Source organism: Kitasatospora sp. NPDC056531 (genome assembly GCF_042794375.1).
Classification (GTDB): domain Bacteria; phylum Actinomycetota; class Actinomycetes; order Streptomycetales; family Streptomycetaceae; genus Kitasatospora.
This window is the reverse complement of sequence record NZ_JBHTTU010000053.1, coordinates 14,013-29,548: the sequence shown is the minus strand read 5'-3', so window position 1 is coordinate 29,548 and position 15,536 is coordinate 14,013. Positions and strand designations below refer to the sequence as shown.

13 protein-coding genes are annotated in these 15,536 nt (G+C 73.8%); 7 read left to right on the top strand and 6 right to left on the bottom strand.

Going from position 1 to position 15,536, the window contains the following annotated elements; translation table 11 throughout:
* The first annotated feature begins 425 nt into the window (after window positions 1–425).
* Both ACFQ87_RS31700 and ACFQ87_RS31695 read left to right on the top strand, forming a co-directional pair.
* Window positions 426–1,154, top strand: coding sequence for an exonuclease domain-containing protein (locus tag ACFQ87_RS31700; protein ID WP_380614305.1), 729 nt, complete (start codon window positions 426–428; stop codon window positions 1,152–1,154).
* Complete coding sequence (locus ACFQ87_RS31695) at window positions 1,151–1,612, top strand: GNAT family N-acetyltransferase (protein WP_380614304.1); 462 nt, start codon at window positions 1,151–1,153, stop codon at window positions 1,610–1,612. The genes ACFQ87_RS31700 and ACFQ87_RS31695 overlap by 4 nt, the downstream gene beginning before the upstream one ends.
* Window positions 1,613–1,620: 8 nt before the next feature.
* On the opposite strand, the gene ACFQ87_RS31690 is transcribed toward ACFQ87_RS31695, so the two are convergent.
* The 4 genes from ACFQ87_RS31690 to ACFQ87_RS31675 all read right to left on the bottom strand — a co-directional run bounded on the left by ACFQ87_RS31690 (window position 1,621) and on the right by ACFQ87_RS31675 (window position 7,000).
* A complete protein-coding gene (locus ACFQ87_RS31690) occupies window positions 1,621–2,433 on the bottom strand; it encodes a DUF1963 domain-containing protein (RefSeq protein WP_380614303.1) in 813 nt (270 codons plus the stop codon).
* A gap of 112 nt (window positions 2,434–2,545) precedes the next feature.
* Window positions 2,546–3,553, bottom strand: coding sequence for a polysaccharide deacetylase family protein (locus ACFQ87_RS31685; RefSeq protein WP_380614302.1), 1,008 nt, complete (start codon window positions 3,551–3,553; stop codon window positions 2,546–2,548).
* 172 nt (window positions 3,554–3,725) lie between these two features.
* Complete coding sequence (locus ACFQ87_RS31680; protein ID WP_380614301.1) at window positions 3,726–4,619, bottom strand: phosphotransferase enzyme family protein; 894 nt, start codon at window positions 4,617–4,619, stop codon at window positions 3,726–3,728.
* A gap of 146 nt (window positions 4,620–4,765) precedes the next feature.
* Window positions 4,766–7,000 (bottom strand): MMPL family transporter, encoded by a 2,235-nt coding sequence (locus ACFQ87_RS31675; protein WP_380614322.1) that lies wholly within the window; start codon window positions 6,998–7,000, stop codon window positions 4,766–4,768.
* Window positions 7,001–7,554: 554 nt separating this feature from the next.
* Between ACFQ87_RS31675 and ACFQ87_RS31670 the strand changes: the two genes are divergently transcribed.
* From ACFQ87_RS31670 to ACFQ87_RS31660, 3 genes are all read left to right on the top strand, one after another.
* On the top strand, window positions 7,555–9,741 hold the full coding sequence (locus ACFQ87_RS31670) for an MMPL family transporter (RefSeq protein WP_380614300.1): 2,187 nt from the start codon (window positions 7,555–7,557) through the stop codon (window positions 9,739–9,741).
* Between the two features lie 317 nt (window positions 9,742–10,058).
* A complete protein-coding gene (locus tag ACFQ87_RS31665; protein WP_380614299.1) occupies window positions 10,059–10,265 on the top strand; it encodes a cold-shock protein in 207 nt (68 codons plus the stop codon).
* 169 nt (window positions 10,266–10,434) lie between these two features.
* Window positions 10,435–12,138, top strand: coding sequence for a DEAD/DEAH box helicase (locus ACFQ87_RS31660; RefSeq protein WP_380614298.1), 1,704 nt, complete (start codon window positions 10,435–10,437; stop codon window positions 12,136–12,138).
* 78 nt (window positions 12,139–12,216) lie between these two features.
* Here ACFQ87_RS31660 and ACFQ87_RS31655 read toward each other — a convergent pair whose 3' ends face one another.
* Window positions 12,217–13,104 carry a helix-turn-helix transcriptional regulator gene (locus tag ACFQ87_RS31655; protein WP_380614297.1) on the bottom strand — a complete coding sequence of 296 codons (888 nt, stop codon included), beginning with the start codon at window positions 13,102–13,104 and terminating at the stop codon, window positions 12,217–12,219.
* Between the two features lie 115 nt (window positions 13,105–13,219).
* Between ACFQ87_RS31655 and ACFQ87_RS31650 the strand changes: the two genes are divergently transcribed.
* The gene (locus tag ACFQ87_RS31650) at window positions 13,220–14,233 is read left to right on the top strand and encodes a hypothetical protein (protein ID WP_380614296.1); all 1,014 of its coding nucleotides are present in this window, start codon (window positions 13,220–13,222) and stop codon (window positions 14,231–14,233) included.
* A 146-nt stretch (window positions 14,234–14,379) separates the two neighbouring features.
* Window positions 14,380–14,781, top strand: coding sequence for a hypothetical protein (locus ACFQ87_RS31645; RefSeq protein WP_380614295.1), 402 nt, complete (start codon window positions 14,380–14,382; stop codon window positions 14,779–14,781).
* Between the two features lie 25 nt (window positions 14,782–14,806).
* Here the strand turns inward: ACFQ87_RS31645 and ACFQ87_RS31640 are convergent, their stop codons facing one another.
* On the bottom strand, window positions 14,807–15,535 hold the full coding sequence (locus ACFQ87_RS31640; protein WP_380614294.1) for a sirohydrochlorin chelatase: 729 nt from the start codon (window positions 15,533–15,535) through the stop codon (window positions 14,807–14,809).
* Window position 15,536: the final 1 nt, after the last annotated feature.

Here is a 15,536-nt window from a genome sequence, read left to right as displayed (position 1 = left end):
ACCATTTCCTGCCCCCTCCCCCCTACCCTCTCTTCCTGGGCGTACTAGTGTGCCTCTGACCGGCCCCCCCCCCACAAACCCCCCCCCCCCCGCCCACCGCCCCCCCCCCCCCGGGGCCGACGACATGACGTGGTCTCAGTAGTCCCATGGATTCAGTACGGCGATGACACTGAGGAGAAGCTCCGTGGCCGGGACGGATCGAGCCCGTTCGATGACGGCCGGGACCGGCTTCGGCCGCGTGGTGAGCCCGGCGACCGTGTTCGTGTCCGGCAGGGACAGTACTCACGGCCGCTGCCCCGCTCAGGTCCGAGGAACAGCCCAGGGCCGGCTGCCCAGCCCGCGATCGGATCCCCAGCGGTCGGGTTGTCGGTGGGGCGGGTGATGATAGGGGCTGTTTCGAGAGGCTGGACGGAAGGACACACCTGATGAGCTGGTGGCAGCAGCCACTGGTCGGCTTCGACCTGGAGACCACGGGCACCGACCCGGCCGTGGACCGCATCGTCACGGCCGCGCTCGTGGACACGGTCGGCGCCGAGCGGGTGGCGGCCGCCAACTGGCTGCTCGACCCCGGAATCCCGATCCCCGCCGAGGCGGAGGCCATCCACGGGATCGGGGACGAGGTGGCCCGCGGCAAGGGGCGGCCGGCCAAGGAGGCGGTGGAGGAGATAGCCGCCGCGCTCTGCGAGCGGATCGCGGCCGGGCGGCCGGTCGTGGCGTTCAACGCGCCCTTCGACCTGTCGCTGCTCGACGCGGAGCTGCGCCGGTACGGGCTGGCGACGCTCGCGGAGCGCCTGGGCGGACCGGTCGGGCCGGTGCTGGACGCGCTGGTGATCGACCGGGCCGTGGACAAGTACCGCAAGGGCTCGCGCACCCTGCAGCGGGTGTGCGAGGTGTACGGCGTGGAGCTGACGGACGCGCACGAGGCGGGCAGCGACGCGCTGGCCGCCGTACGGGTCGCCGTCGCGCTGGGCGGGCGCTACCCGGCGGAGGTGGGGGAGGTCGCGCCGGCCGAGCTGCACCGGCGGCAGATCGGCTGGTACCGGGAGTGGGCCGAGGGCCTGCAGGCCTGGCTGCGCCGCGGCAAGGACCCGCTGGCCGTGGTCGACCCGCGCTGGCCGTCCAGGCCGTCGGACCAGCCGGACGCGGCCGGATGACCGTACGCCCCGCCCGCCCCGACGACCTGCCGGGCTTCCTCGCCCTGGCCGCCGAGGTCGAGCACTGGTTCGGCCCGATGGTGGCCGAGCCCGGCTTCCACCGGGCCGTGCGCAGGAACATCGACCGAGGCCTGGCCACCGTCATCGAGGACGACCGAGGCCTGCTCGGCGGCCTGCTGTTCGGCGGCAAGCCCCCGCTGCGCCACCTGCACTGGCTGGTGGTCGCCGAGCGCGCCCGGGGCACCGGCCTCGGCCGCGCCCTGGTCGAGGACGCGCTGCGCCGCCACGTCCGCGCCCCGGCCGTCGTCGAGGTGGTGACCTTCGGGCCGGACCACCCCGGCGCGGTGACCAGCGGCGCCCGGGTGTTCTACGAACGGCTGGGCTTCACCCCGGCCGAGGCCGCCGAACCCGGGCCGGAGGGCGGCTCCCGCCAGGTCTACCGGCTGCACCTGGGCTGAGCTGAGCCTCAGCCCTGGATGTCCAGCCCCACCGGGTGCGCCAGGTCCACCGGGCAGACGAACACGTGCAGTTCGCCGTACCGCCCCAGCGACAGGCCCGGGTCGTCGCCGCTCTCCATCGTCAGCAGGTGCGTCATCCGCGCCCCGCAGTCGCAGTCGATCGGGATGAGGTCGGTGGAGTGCCAGGACGGCCAGCCGCCTGCCTTCCAGCCTTCCGCGCGGCCCGGGTCGCGCTCGTGCTCGATGCCCCGCCGTTCGGCGAACTCGGCGACGGCGCGGTTGAGTTCCTCGGGCAGCTCGTCCCGGTCTGGCAGGTCGAGGACCTGCTCGGGGCGCAGCGCGCACGGCTGCGGCAGGTAGTAGTCCTCCTCGCTGCGCAGCGGCGGCGGGGGAGTGGCCGGGGCGAGCTCGGCGGCGCGCCGCCAGTGGAGTCCGACCGCGGGGCCGTAGTAGTAGCGCTCGCCCTGGATGTCGTCGTGGTCGTTGGGGCACCAGAGCACCTGGAGTAGGTCGGTGTTCTGCGGCCAGGGCAGGTGAGGCGCGTCCTCGGCGCGCAGCTGCGCGATCGGGATCAGGGCCGTCGGTGCGGCACGCTCCTCGGGGGGCATGCGGGGGATCCGGTGGTCGTCGTCCGGGTGCCGGGCGGTGCAGTGCGGCCAGGGCTCGCCGGCCGGCCACAGTGCCGGGCCGCCGATCCGGCTGCCGAACACCTCGGCGTCGGGCGCGGCGTACGGGTGCAGCAGGGTGGCGGGCCGCAGGTAGCGGGCGAGCCCGGGAACGGCGGTGACGAGTTCGGTGGGGCTGGGGGCGGTGTCGGTCACGGCTCCCCACCCTACGGCCGCGGTCGCTCCGGCCCGGACCACAGGAGCGCCTCGGCCCGTCCGAACTCCCCGGCGCTGTCCGGTGGTTCGACCAGTCGGAAGCTCAACGTCCTTACGCGGCCGGGAGGTCGAAGGTGTACCCCTGGGCGACCAGCCACGGCAGCAGCTGCTTGAGCGCGGCCACGGTCTGGCTGCGGTCGCCGCCGCCGTCGTGCATCAGTATCACGCCCCCGGGCTTGAGCTGGCTCTGCACGGTGGAGACGATCGCGGGCACGCCCGGGCGGGACCAGTCGCGCGGGTCGACGGACCAGCCGAGCGAGGACATCCCGAGGCTCGCGGTGATGTGCTCGTTGTCCGCGTTGAAGCCGCCGCCGGGGGCGCGGAACCAGCTGACCTGGGTGCCCGGCCCGCCGGCCTGGACGATCATGTCCCGGGCGCTGGTGATCTCGTGCACCGCCTTGTCGTGCGGGAGCTTCTCGAAGGGCTGGGGGTGGTCGAGGCTGTGGTCGCAGAGCCGGTGGCCCTCGGCGAGGACCCGCTTGACCAGGGCCGGGTTGGCGGCGGCGTTCTGGCCGATCTCGCAGAAGGTGGCCTTGACGTGGTACTGGGCGAGCAGGTCGAGGATCTGGCCGGTGGCCGGGCCGGGGCCGTCGTCGAACGTGAGCGCGACGGTACGGCCGCCGGAGGCGGTGGAGCCGATGACCTTGCCCGGCCCGGTGTGGGCGGGCGGCGCGGCGGGCGAGGAGGGCGCGGCGGGCGCGGCGGGCGAGGAGGGGGCCCCGTCGGCGGAGGGCTGCTCCGGGGTGGTCTTGGTCTGCGCTGCCGGCGCCGCCGGGGTCTTGGACCTCGGGGTGACCGCCGGCGCCGACGGGCCGGAGCCGTCCGCGGCGTCCGAGCCGGAGGTGGGCGCGATGGTGGCGGCGCCCGTGCCGGTCGGCTGCTGCGGCGTGTCACCGGGGGACGGGGCGGAGGCGCTGGGCGAGCGCAGTGCCCCGCTGGCGGTGCCGCACGCGGTCAGGCCCAGGAGGGCGGTCACCGCGACGCAGCCCGCGATCAGCCTGCTGCGGCCACGGGCCGTGCGGGTCGGGTGGGAGGGGCGACGGGTGGCGGCCGTGGGCATGCGGCGGCTCCTGAGGTACGAGAAGGGGGGGCCGAATCCTCGGTCAGGATGACTGTCCGATAGGACGCCAACCGTACGTGCCCCGGTTGCGCGCCGGACCGATCCGCCTTAAGAGCCTTCTCACACTCGCCCGGGTTGGCACCCGCCCCTCAGCCGGGGTATCCCCGTGCCGTCAGAACGGGTACCACCGCACCTCAGTGGCCCCCTCGCGGAGCGAGTCGACCCGGCGCCGGAACTCCGCCAGCGCGGCCGGGTTGTCCGCCGCCTGCTGCGCGACCCAGGAGGCGCTGGCGGTCTCCCGGGCCCCGCGCAGCACCGCGAAGCCGGGCCAGTCGCGCACGTCCCAGCCGTACGCCTGCGTGAACGCCCGGTACTCCTCGCCCGGCACGCCGTACCGGTCGTGGCTGAGCGCGAGGACCACCAGGTCGTGCTCGCGCAGGTCGTGCGAGACGTTCTCCAGGTCGAGCAGCACCGGCCCGTCCGGGCCGACGTGGACGTTGCGCGGCAGCGCGTCGCCGTGGATCACCCCGGGGTGCAGCTGCGGCACCAGGTCGGGCAGGGCGGCCTCGAAGGCGTCCCGGCGGTGGCGCAGGAAGGCGACGTCCTCGGGGTCGACGCGGCCCTCGGCGGAGGCCAGCCAGCGCTCCACCGGCGCCAGCAGGTCGCGCCGGCCGAGCCGGAAGGGCGGCAGCGGCAGCCGGTGCAGGGCGCGCAGCAGCGGGGCGAGGTCGGCCGGGCGGGCCGGGCGTACGGCGGGGGCGAGCCGGTGCCAGAAGGTGACCGGGTGCCCGTGGGCGAGCTGCGGTTCGGACGCCACCTCCTGGTACGGGCGTACCACCGGGACGTCCTGCCCGGCCAGCCAGTGCGCTACGGCCAGCTCGCGGTGCGCCCGGTCGTACAGCTCGGGGCCGCGGCCGACCTTGGCGACCACGGCCGGGTCGCCGAGGTCGAAGACGGCGTTCTCGCCGAGTGCGAGCAGCCGGGCGTCGCCGGGGCCGGGCAGCCCGGCGGACTCGCAGGCGTGGGCGAGCAGCAGCCGGGCGCGGCCCTCGTCGAAGGGGATCATGGCTGGGCTCCGTTCCGCCGGCGTGCATCCGGAGGGCCCCGGACGGTGATCATCATGACGCACGGACGCCGGGCCCCGCACGGACGCCGGGCCCCGCGCGGTGCGGCGGCCCGGCGTCCGTGCGACGTCCGTGCGAGGGAGGGGCCTCAGGCCTCGACCCGGCGGTGCCGGGGGCCGTCCGCGGGCGCGGTCGCCTGCTCCTGCAGGGCGCGCCCGGCGCCGACCGGCGGGAAGGACTCGCCGTGCGAGAGGTCCGGCAGCCAGTGCAGCCAGCGCGGCAGGTACCAGTTGCGCTCGCCGAGCAGGCTCATCACCGAGGGCAGCAGCACCGCGCGGATCACCGTGGCGTCGATCAGCACCGCGACCGCCAGGCCCACGCCCATCTGCTTCATCGCCTGCATGGACAGGGTGCCGAAGACCGCGAACACCGCCACCATGATCACCGCGGCGCTGGTGACCACCCCGGCGGTGGAGCGGATGCCGTGGGCGATCGCGGCCCGGGTCGGCAGGCCGCGGTCGCGGCCCTCCTTGATCCGGGAGACCACGAAGACGTGGTAGTCCATCGAGAGCCCGAAGAGGATCACGAAGAGGAACAGCGGCACCCAGGACTCCACCGCGCCGACCCCGGCGGTGCCCAGTAGCGAGGCGCCCACGCCGTGTTGGAAGACCAGGGTCAGCACCCCGTACGCGGCTCCCACCGAGAGCAGGTTGAGCACCACGGCGGTGAGGGCGACGGCCAGCGAGCGGAAGGAGGTGAGCATCAGCAGGAAGGCGAAGGCGACCACGAAGCCGAAGACCAGCGGCATCGAGCCGGTCATCTTGGCGTTGAAGTCGTAGGAGCCGGCGGTGCGGCCGGTGACCGGGGCCTCGGTGCCGGGCACCTTGAGGACGGTCGCGGGCACCAGGTCCTCGCGCAGGGTCTTCAGCGCGGCGTTGCTGACGGCGTCGTTGCCGGTGCCGTCGAGGGGGATGTCGACGGTGGCGATGTTCTTGTCGGCGTGCACCGTGACCTCGACCGGGCCGTGCATCCGTCCGCTGGCCAGGGCTCGGTTCCGCAGGTCGGCGATCGCGGCGGTCATCGCGGGGGAGGAGATGTCGGTGGCCTTGATCACCACGGTGGCGGGGGCGGGGCTGCCGGGGAAGGCGGCCTCGATCTTCTGCGAGGCGGCGACCAGCTCGTTGCCCGCGGGCAGTTGCTGCTGGAAGGTCAGATTGGCGGTGTGCATGGTGAGCAGCGGCGCGGCCAGGCCCAGCAGCACGGCTCCGGCGAGCACGGTGGAGGCCAGCGGGCGGCCCAGCACGGGGGTGAGCACCGCGTTCCAGAACCGCCCGCCGGTGCGGACGGCGTCGGGGCGGCGCAGCTTCGAGAGGAAGGGCACCCGGCCCTTCTCGACCCGGTCGCCGAGCATGGACAGCAGCGCGGGCAGCACGGTGAGCGAGCCGAGCACGGCGGTGATCACGACCACGATGGTGGCGTAGGCCATCGCCCGGAAGTCGGCGATCCCGGTGAGGAACATGCCGGCCATGGCGACCACCACGGTGACGCCGGAGACCAGGACGGCCCGGCCGCTGGTGGCGGCGGCGACGGTCAGCGCGGTGGCCGCGTCGCGTCCGGCGGCCCGCTCCTCGCGCTCGCGGCGCAGGTAGAAGAGGCAGTAGTCGACGCCGACGGCGAGGCCGACCAGCAACATCACCGAGCTGGCGTCGTTGCTGGTGTGCAGCAGGCCGCTGCTGAGCGCGACCAGCCCGCCGGCCGCGACGAAGGCGGTCAGCGCGAGCACCACCGGCAGCACGGCGGCGACCAGCGCGCCGAAGGCGATCAGCAGGATGCCGAGCGCCAGCGGCACGGCCGTCCACTCGGCGCGGGCGAAGTCGTCCTTGAACTGGTCCTGGATCCACTTGCCGGAGCTGGCGTCGCCCAGCTCGACCACGGTGAGGTCCGGGTGCTGCCGCTGTACCCCGGCGACCGCGTCCATGACGGACTGGACGTCGTTGACCGCCTGGTCCTGGTCGCCCTTGAGGGAGAGCAGGACGAGCACGGAGTGGCCGTCCCGGGAGACCGCCTTGGTGTCGTACGGGGAGCGGACCTCGGCGGCCTTGCCGGTGCCGTCGACGGCGGCGACCACCTGGGAGACGACGGCCTTGAAGTCCGGGTCGTCGGCGTCGCGGGTGGCGCTCTGGACCAGGACGGTCTCGCCGGCGGGGCTCTTCAGTCCGGCCTGGTCGAGGATCTTCGCGGCGCGGGAGACCTGGCCGGGCATCGACTCGGACTCGGTCACGTCGGTGCTGCCGTGCACGCCGCCGAGCACGGCGGCCAGGACGACGAAGAGCAGCCAGCCGAAGACGGCGGTCTTTCTGTGTCGGGCGCTCCAGGCGCCCATCGCGGCAGCGGTGCCGATTCTGGTCTTCACGGGATCCCCCTGGGAGAGCGGCGGTCGACGCCGAGGTGAGCGGCGGCGGCCCGATCGCCTCGACCGCCGGGAGAGGTGCCCGCCGGATACCGCTCCGGCGTCGCAACTGACAGTAGGGAAGCGGCGGTTGGGCGGTAATCCGGCTGGCGGGTGATTGCGCCCTGGTGCTCGCCTCGGGGGCGGGGTGGGGTTTTCCCCACCCCGCGACCCTGACGCCTCCTCCTCGGAGGTAGGGGACGGGCTCCACCCTGAGGGGGAGATGTCTCCACCCGGAGCACGAGGTCAACCGGGGTGCGGTCGGGGGACACTGGGTCGGGGCCGGTTCGGGGCGGCCCCGTACGGGGGTTGTATTGCGGGGGCTCCTTGCCGGGCGGCAAGCATGTACTCGTAGGATGACGCCCAGTCCCACTTACCTGCCGACCGGCAAGTGAAGCGCCTCGCGCGCTCGCGGCGCCGGTCCTGCCGTCGCCCAACGTCCCGTCCCCCAAGGGCTGCGGTGAACCATGCCCAGGAGGCATTCGAGCATGTTCCACCGACTAGGACACACAGTCGTCCGTCGAGCCTGGTGGGTGATCGGCGCGTGGCTGATCGCCGCGGTCGCGATCATCGGGTCCGCTCCCGCGCTCACCGCCAACACCGATGAGTCGTCCTTCCTGCCCAAGCACTACGAGTCCATCCAGGCGATGGACGTGCAGCAGAAGGCCTTCCCGTCCGACAAGTCGCCCTCCGCGCTGCTGCTCTTCGAGCGCACCGACGGCGGTCAGCTGGACGGGAACGACCAGGCCGCTATGGACAAGATCACCCAGGGCCTGGCCGACAAGAAGATCCCGCTGGTCGAGCAGGTCCTCCCGGTCTCCGAGAAGACGGGCTCGTACTCCAAGGACCACAAGTACGCGATGGCGCTCGTCGCCATCGACAAGACCAAGATGCAGTCGGACGAGTTCACCGACGCCGCCAAGAAGCTGCGTGACGACGGCAAGGAGCTCGCCGCCGGCACCAACCTGAAGTACCAGGTCGGCGGCCCGGCCGCGACCGCGCTGGACCAGAAGGACTCCAGCAAGACGGCCGGCATGCTGATCGGCCTCGGCACCGTCGTGATCATCCTGCTCACGCTCGGGATCATCTTCCGCAGCCCGATCATCGCGCTGCTGCCGGTGCTCTCGGTGCTCATCTACTCGCTGGTCGCCACCGGTCTGATCGGCTTCGCGAGCGACTGGTTCGGCCTCAAGGCCGACAGCTCGATGTCGCAGATCCTGACCGTCGTGCTCTACGGCGTCGGCACCGACTACTTCCTGTTCCTGATGTTCCGCTACCGCGAGCGGCTGCGGGCCGGGGACAACCGCAAGGAGGCCGTGGCCAACGCGGTCGGCCGGGTCGGCGAGGCCATCACCTCCGCCGCCGGCGCCGTCGTGGTCGCCTTCGCCGTGCTCGTGCTGTCCAGCCTCGGCATGTTCAAGGCGCTCGGCCCGGCGCTGGCCATCGCCGTCGCCGTCACCGCGATCGCCTCGGTCACCCTGGTGCCCGCGATCCTGTGCCTGATCCCCGAGAAGGTCCTGTTCTGGCCCTCCAAGGCCTGGCAGCGCGAGCCCTCGAACGCCCGCTTCGCCGCCATCGGCCGCGGCGTGGGCCGCCGTCCGGCCGTCGCCGCCCTGGTCTCCGGCCTGGTGATGGTCGGCCTCGCGCTCGCCGCCCTCGGCTACAAGGGCACCTTCGACATGGCCGGTAGCTCCATGCCGAAGGACAAGGAGTCGATGGTCGTCCAGGACGCGATGATCAAGGCCTACTCGGCCGGCGCCGCCGACCCCACCCACGTCCTCGTCACCAGCGAGAACGGCAACAAGATCGACCTGGCCGCCCTCCAGGGCTACGTGAACGACCTCGGCAAGGTCGACGGTGTGGCCGGTGCCGCCATGCCGAACCCGGAGCGCGGCATCAGCAAGGACGGGCTCACCGTCGACGTCACCGTCGTCCTGAAGGACGAGGCGTCCAGCAACAAGGCCATCGACACCGTCGGCGAGGTCCGCAAGGTCGCCCACAGCGAGGCGCCCGCCGGCACCAAGGCCTACGTCTCCGGCACCTCCTCCGTGTACAAGGACATCAACACGGCGATGGTCCACGACTACAGCCTGGTCTTCCCGATCGCCGCGGTGCTGATCATGATCATCCTCGGCCTGCTGCTGCGCAGCGTGGTCGCCCCGTGGTACCTGATGGCCTCGGTCGGCCTCGGCTTCGGCGCCACCCTCGGTGCCACCACCCTGGTGTTCCAGAACATCAAGGGCGAGGCCGGTCTGATGTTCATGCTGCCGATCCTGATCTACCTGTTCGTGGTCGCGCTCGGCACCGACTACAACATCCTGATGATCGCCCGTCTGCGCGAGGAGGCCCGCGAGGGCCGCGACCCCCACGAGGCGGCCGGCCAGGCGATCCGCCACGGCGGCCCGACGGTGGCCGCGGCCGGCTTCATCCTGGCCGCGACCTTCGGCACCATGCTGCTGGCCGGCAACACGATGATGAGCGAGATGGGCTTCTCGATCGCCATCGGCATCATCATCGCGGCCTTCGTGATGGCGATGTTCTTCACCCCGGCGCTCACCGCCCTGCTCGGCCACCGCGCCTGGTGGCCCGGCCACGGCGGCGACGCCCGCCCCGGCGAGGGCCCGGCCCCGCTGGCCGACGCCCACGGCGTGCCGGAGCCGGCCGGCCAGCGCTGAACCGAGCGCTCGGTCACGGCCTGATCACGGGGCTGAACCACAGGCGGCGCCCCGCTTCGGCGGGGCGCCGTTCCCCGCTTTCCCGGGGTGGCAAACGTGATCTTCCGGGCAGGAAACTCCCCGGTCAATCGGGGTACGACCGTGCTACAGTCGAAGCAGTTGCAGTTTTGGTTCCCATGAACGCTTGTGTGCGCCTGCTGGTCCCAACCAACAGGCGCATTTGTTTTGTCCGGTGTTTCAGTCTCCGGATGGGGATCGCGGCTACTTGGGGATTCACGAGGTGTGAATCCCTGATGCCCCAATATGAGGAGACGGTTATGGCTACCGGCACCGTGAAGTGGTTCAACAGCGAAAAGGGCTTCGGCTTCATCGAGCAGGACGGCGGCGGCCCGGACGTGTTCGCCCACTACTCGAACATCCAGGCCCAGGGCTTCCGTGAGCTCGTCGAGGGTCAGCGCGTCGAGTTCGACGTCACCCAGGGCCAGAAGGGCCCGCAGGGCGAGAACATCCAGATCATCGGCTGACGTCAGCCACCACGCTGACGCGCGATCTTCTGATCTCGTGAAGCGGGGGCCCGCACCGCTCGACGGTGCGGGCCCTCGTTCATGCCGCCGAACGGCCGGGGCGGCGCACTCCATTCCGACGGCCGACCTGCCCGCGACAGCGGGCTGCCGACCGACGGACGGAGACCCCGTGACCACCCCTGCCCGCCCGCCCCGCGACCGCGGCGCCCGCGACAACGACCAGCACCGCCCGGCCGACCAGGGCCGCCGCACCGACCGCCCGCGCCGCGGCGGGGAGAGCGCCGAGCGCCCCCGCAAGCCGCGCAGCCGCGCCGGCGCCCCCAAGGCTGGCTCCCCGAAGAACGCCCGCACGGCCGCCGCCGAGCCCGCCGACTTCACCGTCGTCGAGGGCACCCCGGCCCGGCCCCCGGCGGCCACCTTCGCCGAACTCGACCTGCCCAAGGCGATCCTCAGCGCCCTCACCCGCGAAGGCGTCACCGAGCCGTTCCCGATCCAGGGCGCCACCCTGCCCGACTCGATCGCCGGCCGCGACGTCCTCGGCCGCGGCCGCACCGGCTCCGGCAAGACCCTCGCCTTCGGCCTGCCGCTGCTCGCCCGCACCACCGGCCGCCGCGCCGACGCCCGGCACCCGCTGGCGCTCGTCCTGGTGCCCACCCGCGAGCTCGCCCAGCAGGTCACCGAGGCGCTCACCCCCTACGCCACCGCCGTCAACCTGCGGATCACCACCGTCGTCGGCGGCATGGGGATCAGCCGGCAGGCCAACGCGGTGCGCCGCGGCACCGAGGTCCTGGTCGCCACCCCCGGCCGACTGGACGACCTGATCGGGCGCGGCGACGTCAACCTCTCCGACGTCGCGATCACCGTCCTCGACGAGGCCGACCAGATGGCCGACATGGGCTTCCTGCCGCAGGTCAGCAAGCTGCTGGAGCAGGTCGCCGAGAACGGGCAGCGGATGCTCTTCTCCGCCACCCTGGACCGCAACGTCGACCGGCTGGTCAAGCGCTTCCTGAACGACCCGGTCACCCACTCGGTCGACCCCTCGGCCGGCGCGGTCACCACCATGGACCACCACGTCCTGCAGCTCGACCCCGCCGACAAGGCCTCCACCACCGCCCACATCGCCTCCCGCGACGGGCGCGTGATCATGTTCGTGCACACCAAGCACGGCGCCGACCGGCTCGCCAAGCAGCTGCGCGCCACCGGCGTCCAGGCCGCCGCCCTGCACGGCGGCAAGTCCCAGCCGCAGCGCAACCGCGTCCTCGACCAGTTCCGCGACGGCGACGTCACCGCGCTGATCGCCACCAACGTGGCCGCCCGCGGCATCCACATCGACGGCCTCGACCTGGTCGTCAACGTCGACCCGCCGATCGACCACAAGGACTACCTGCACCGCGGCGGCCGCACCGCCCGGGCCGGCGAGTCCGGCACCGTCGTCACCCTGGTGCTGCCCGAGCAGCGCCGCGAGGTCAACCGGCTGATGACGGTCGCCGGGATCCGCCCCACCGTCACCAAGGTCCGCCCCGGCGACGCCGACCTGGCTCGGATCACCGGCGCCCGCACGCCCAGCGGCGTCCCGGTCGCCGTGCTCGTCCCCGCCGCCGCGGCCGCCCCGGCCGTCGAGAAGCCCGCCGACGGCAAGGCCGCCGCCCCGCGCCGCCGCCCCGCCAAGCGCTCCGGGCTGCCCGCCGACGTCGACATGAACGGCAACCCCCGCCGCCCGCGCCCCAAGCAGCGCTTCGGCACGGCCGGCCAGGGCGAGCGGCCCCAGGCCGCCGGCTTCATCGGACGCTCCTCGGGCCGCGCCAAGCCCGGCAGCGGCTCCAAGTCCGGCTCCAACTACGGGACCGGGCGCCAGCGGCGCAAGGCCGACTGACGGCTGCGGGACGAGAACGACAGACGGTTGCGGGCCCCTCAGGTGAGGGGCCCCGGCCGTTTTCCGGGCCCGGTGCCGTCAGGCCGTCCACCGCTGGACCGGCGAGGCACTCGCGGCGGGCTCGGCAGCCGCGGCGGGCGCCAGCCGGCGCAACCGCTCCGCCGTCTCCGCGTCACGCGGCGCCATCACGATCAACTGCAGCCCCTCCGCGGCCAGCAGCACGTGCTGGTCGATCCGCAGCTCGCCCAACTCCTCGTGGCGCACCACCTTCTCCGCGCCCGAACGCTCCGCGACCTGGTGCTCGTCCAGCCAGCGGTCCGCCTCCGGATGCTCGCCGCGCACATGCTGGATCATCCGGCCCAGCCGGCGGCCCACCGCCGTCGCCTCCCCGCCCCGCTCCGCGTACGCCGAGCGCAACTGCGCCAGGAAACGGCGGGCGTGCTCCTCCCAGTGCTCCACCCGGTGCCGGTGCACCGCGTTGCCGAACACCACCCACGCCAGGTTGCACTCCTCCGGCGGCCGCCCGGACAGCCCGAACAGCGCGTCCGCACCCGGATTCCAGGCCCGCACGTCCCAGTTGGCGTCCATCACCCAGGCCGGCGACGGCCACTGGGCGTGCATCAGCCGCAGCAGCGCCGCCGGGACCTCGGCGGCCGCCGTCACCTCGCCGTCCAGCGGATGACTGCTCGCCAGCCGGAACAGGTACGCCGTCTCCGCCCGGTCCAGCCGCAGCGTCCGCGCCAGACTCGCCAACACCTCCGGCGACGGATGGATGTCCCGCCCCTGCTCCAGCCACGTGTACCAGGTCACCCCCACCCCGGCCAGCAGCGCCAACTCCTCCCGCCGCAGTCCCGGCGTGCGCCGCCGGACCCCCGGCGCCAGCCCCACGTCCTGCGGCGTCAACCGGGCCCGCCGGGTGCGCAGGAAGCTCGACAGCTCCGCGCGACGCTCCTCCACCTCGTTCATGTCCCCCCGTCCTTCCTGGTGCTCGAACTACCAGTATCCCCACGCACTGCTGCGCCCCCGGCGTCCGAGCGAAGCTTGATCACGACAACGCACCGCATGCGCAAGGGACCCCGTGATGAACCGTCAGAACCGTACTGCCCGACGCGCCCTGGCCGCCCTCGCGGCCGCGACCCTGCTCGGCACCGCCGGTACGCTGCCCGCCGCCGCGGCCGCCCACCGTCCGGCCCCGGCCGTGATCGCCGGCCACGCGCCCACCCTGGTGCCCGAGACCGCGGTCTGGGACGCGGCCCACCACCGCTTCCTGGTCGGCTCGCTGCGCCACGGCACCGTCTCCGCCGTCGCCGCCGACGGCAGCGTCCGCACCCTGATCGACGACCCCGACACCCTGATAGAGATCGCCGGCCTGCGGATCGACCAGGCCCACCGCCGCATCCTGGTCACCAACCTCGACAACGGCATAGGCGAACGCACCAGCCCCGCCACCCTCGGCCGCGTCGCCGGCATCGCCGCCTACGACCTGGACACCGGCCGCCGCCTCTTCTACACCGACCTCGCCGCCGTCGCCGCCGACGGCGGCGCCCACCTGGCCAACGACATCGCCGTCGCCCCCGACGGCACCGCCTACGTCACCGACTCCTTCGCTCCGTACGTCTACCAGGTCGACCCCGACGGCACCGGCTCCGTCCTGCTGCGCGACGGCCGCCTCACCGCCCCCGCCGGCTCCTACGGCCTCAACGGCATCGCCTACCAGGGCGGCCGGCTCATCCTCGGCAAGTGGGACGACGGCACCCTGTGGCAGGTCCCGCTGTGGGACCCGGCCGCCCTGCGCCGCGTCGAGGTCGCCGACGGCGGGGCCCTGCTCCACCTCGACGGCATCTTCGCCCGCCCGGACGGCACCCTCGCCGGCGTCACCAACCTCTTCTACGGCGCCGGCCGCGACGCCGAGGTGGAACTGCGCTCCGACGACCACTGGCGCACCGCCCGCCTCACCGCCGTCCACCCCTCCACCGACCCCACCCCCACCGCCGTCACCAACGGCCCCGGCGGCAGCCTCTACCAGCTCTCCGGCGGCCTGACACAGGCCAACGCCGGCCACCCGACGGACACCTTCACCCTGCGGCGGATCTGAGCGGCCCCAGCCCGACGGCGCGCACGGCCCCGGCCGTGCGCGCCGTCACCCGCCCGGGTGGGGGCGGCTGGTACTGGGCGCCGGGGTGATGGCATCCTGCCGCCGCCGGGGACGGGCGGGATCCGGCAGTTCGAGTGGAGGGGCAAATGGCCGACGACGGTTCGGAGTTCGAAACGATCGCCGAGTACGACGAGGCGCACGAGTTGACCGAGGACGAGATCACCGGCGCCGAGCCGGCCGCTCCGCCGGCGGCGGAGTCGGTCATGGTCACCACCTCGCTGCGGCTGCCCAAGCCGGTGATGGACGAGGTGCGCCGACGTGCACGGGAGCGCGGCCTGAAGCCGACCGCCCTCCTGCGGGAGTGGGTCGAGGCCGCCACCGCCGACCCGGACGAGCCGGTGCCGCTGAGCGTGATCATCGCGGCGGCCGGGTCCTACCAGCAGCGGGAGCGCACAGCCCGCATGGGGCTGCACTTCGAGCGGGCGCGGCAATGGGCGGCAGTCGACGATGCCGAGCGCCTGCACCACGCGGAGAAGGCGGCCCGCTGACGGCCGTGTCTCGCGCCGTCGCGGCTCAGGCGGTGAGTGCCGGGACCACCGCCGCCGCCCGGCGGGCCGCGTCGTAGCGCTCCAGTAGCAGCGCCGCCAGTTCCGGGGCGGGGCCGAGGACCTCGGCCAGGACGTCCGCCCCGGCCGAGGCCGCTGCGATGCGGTCCGGCAGCAGGCCCGGGGCCAGCAGGTAGGGGGCGACGGCGGTGTGTTCGCCGCCCGCCGCGCGCACGGCGGCGAGGGCGTCGGGGACGCGCGGGCCGCCGGCGGAGGCGTAGGCGACCTCTACGGCGGCCCAGCCGCGGGTGCGCCGCCACTCGGAGGCGACCGCACGGGTGGCGGCGTCGGCGGCCGGGTCGGAGGAGCCCGCGGCGGCCAGCACCACGCCCGTACGGGCGCGGACCGCGGCCGAGTGGACGTCGAGCCCGGCCTCGGCCAGGCGGCGGTCCAGGGCGGTCAGCAGCAGGGGCGAGGGGCCCAGCACGTCGCCCACCGGCAGTGCGGCGCCGGCGGCCCGCAGGGCGGCGGGGACGTCGTGCTTGGCGTGGAAGGCCCGGTTGAGCAGCAGCGGGACGGCCACCGCGTCGTCGAGCCGGTCGACGACCTGGGGGATCCGCGGGGCGCAGTGGTCCAGGTAGGCGGTGGCGACCTCCAACCCGGGTCGCTGCGCCCGCACCTGCCGCACCAGGGCGGCGACGGTCGCGGCGTGGCGCGGGTCGCGGCTGCCGTGGGCGATGAGGAGCAGGGCGGGCATC

Excerpts from the sequence above, each read along its gene's own strand:
- ACFQ87_RS31685 (WP_380614302.1), bottom strand. The coding sequence starts at position 3,553 with ATGCCCACGGCCGCCACCCGTCGCCCCTCCCACCCGACCCGCACGGCC.
- ACFQ87_RS31680 (WP_380614301.1), bottom strand. The coding sequence starts at position 4,619 with ATGATCCCCTTCGACGAGGGCCGCGCCCGGCTGCTGCTCGCCCACGCC.
- ACFQ87_RS31650 (WP_380614296.1), top strand. The coding sequence starts at position 13,220 with ATGAACCGTCAGAACCGTACTGCCCGACGCGCCCTGGCCGCCCTCGCG.
- ACFQ87_RS31665 (WP_380614299.1), top strand. The coding sequence starts at position 10,059 with ATGGCTACCGGCACCGTGAAGTGGTTCAACAGCGAAAAGGGCTTCGGC.
- ACFQ87_RS31700 (WP_380614305.1), top strand. The coding sequence starts at position 426 with ATGAGCTGGTGGCAGCAGCCACTGGTCGGCTTCGACCTGGAGACCACG.
- ACFQ87_RS31640 (WP_380614294.1), bottom strand. The coding sequence starts at position 15,535 with ATGCCCGCCCTGCTCCTCATCGCCCACGGCAGCCGCGACCCGCGCCAC.
- ACFQ87_RS31675 (WP_380614322.1), bottom strand. The coding sequence starts at position 7,000 with ATGGGCGCCTGGAGCGCCCGACACAGAAAGACCGCCGTCTTCGGCTGG.
- ACFQ87_RS31695 (WP_380614304.1), top strand. The coding sequence starts at position 1,151 with ATGACCGTACGCCCCGCCCGCCCCGACGACCTGCCGGGCTTCCTCGCC.
- ACFQ87_RS31670 (WP_380614300.1), top strand. The coding sequence starts at position 7,555 with ATGTTCCACCGACTAGGACACACAGTCGTCCGTCGAGCCTGGTGGGTG.
- ACFQ87_RS31645 (WP_380614295.1), top strand. The coding sequence starts at position 14,380 with ATGGCCGACGACGGTTCGGAGTTCGAAACGATCGCCGAGTACGACGAG.
- ACFQ87_RS31655 (WP_380614297.1), bottom strand. The coding sequence starts at position 13,104 with ATGAACGAGGTGGAGGAGCGTCGCGCGGAGCTGTCGAGCTTCCTGCGC.